This is a genomic window from Sandarakinorhabdus sp., from assembly GCF_051860625.1.
In the GTDB taxonomy this organism is placed as follows: Bacteria; Pseudomonadota; Alphaproteobacteria; order Sphingomonadales; family Sphingomonadaceae; genus Sandarakinorhabdus.
Window position 1 is genome coordinate 1 of sequence record NZ_JBHYDQ010000036.1, and the last position, 518, is coordinate 518.

Genomic DNA, 518 nt, shown 5'->3' on the forward strand with positions numbered 1-518 from the left:
CTGCTCGACTATTTCGGCGCGCTCTATTGGGACAAGTCCGTGCGCATCGTCGTCATACGCGGCGCGGGCAAAGCCTATTGCGCCGGCCTCGACCTCAAAGAGCGCGACAACAGCAGCGGCCCGAACTCGCCGGCGAACGCCCTGACGCGCCAGCGCCAGATCAGCGAAATCGTCATGCGCATGCGCCGCTGCCCGCAAGCGATCGTGTCCCTCGTTCACGGCCCGGCCTGCGGCGGCGGCTTCGCCTTGGCGCTCGCCAGCGACATCCGCATCGCCGGCGCCAGCGCACGCATGAACGCCGCCTTCATCCGCATCGGCCTCTCGGCCTGCGACATCGGCGTGAGCTATTTCCTGCCGCGCCTGGTCGGTACGTCGGTCGCGTCCGAACTGATGCTCCCCGGCCGCTACAACAACGCCGACCGCGCGCTGCGCGTCGGCCTGGTGAGCGACGTCGTACCCGCGTACAAGTTGGAAGAAGCGGCCGCGTCCTATATCGACGAGATGCTGACCACCTCGCC

Annotated in this window: 1 protein-coding gene; it reads left to right on the plus strand. The window is 67.8% G+C overall.

The window, feature by feature from the left end:
- The coding region (locus ACTIEZ_RS15445) for an enoyl-CoA hydratase/isomerase family protein (protein WP_439547580.1) at positions 1-518 on the plus strand (518 nt) is incomplete at both ends.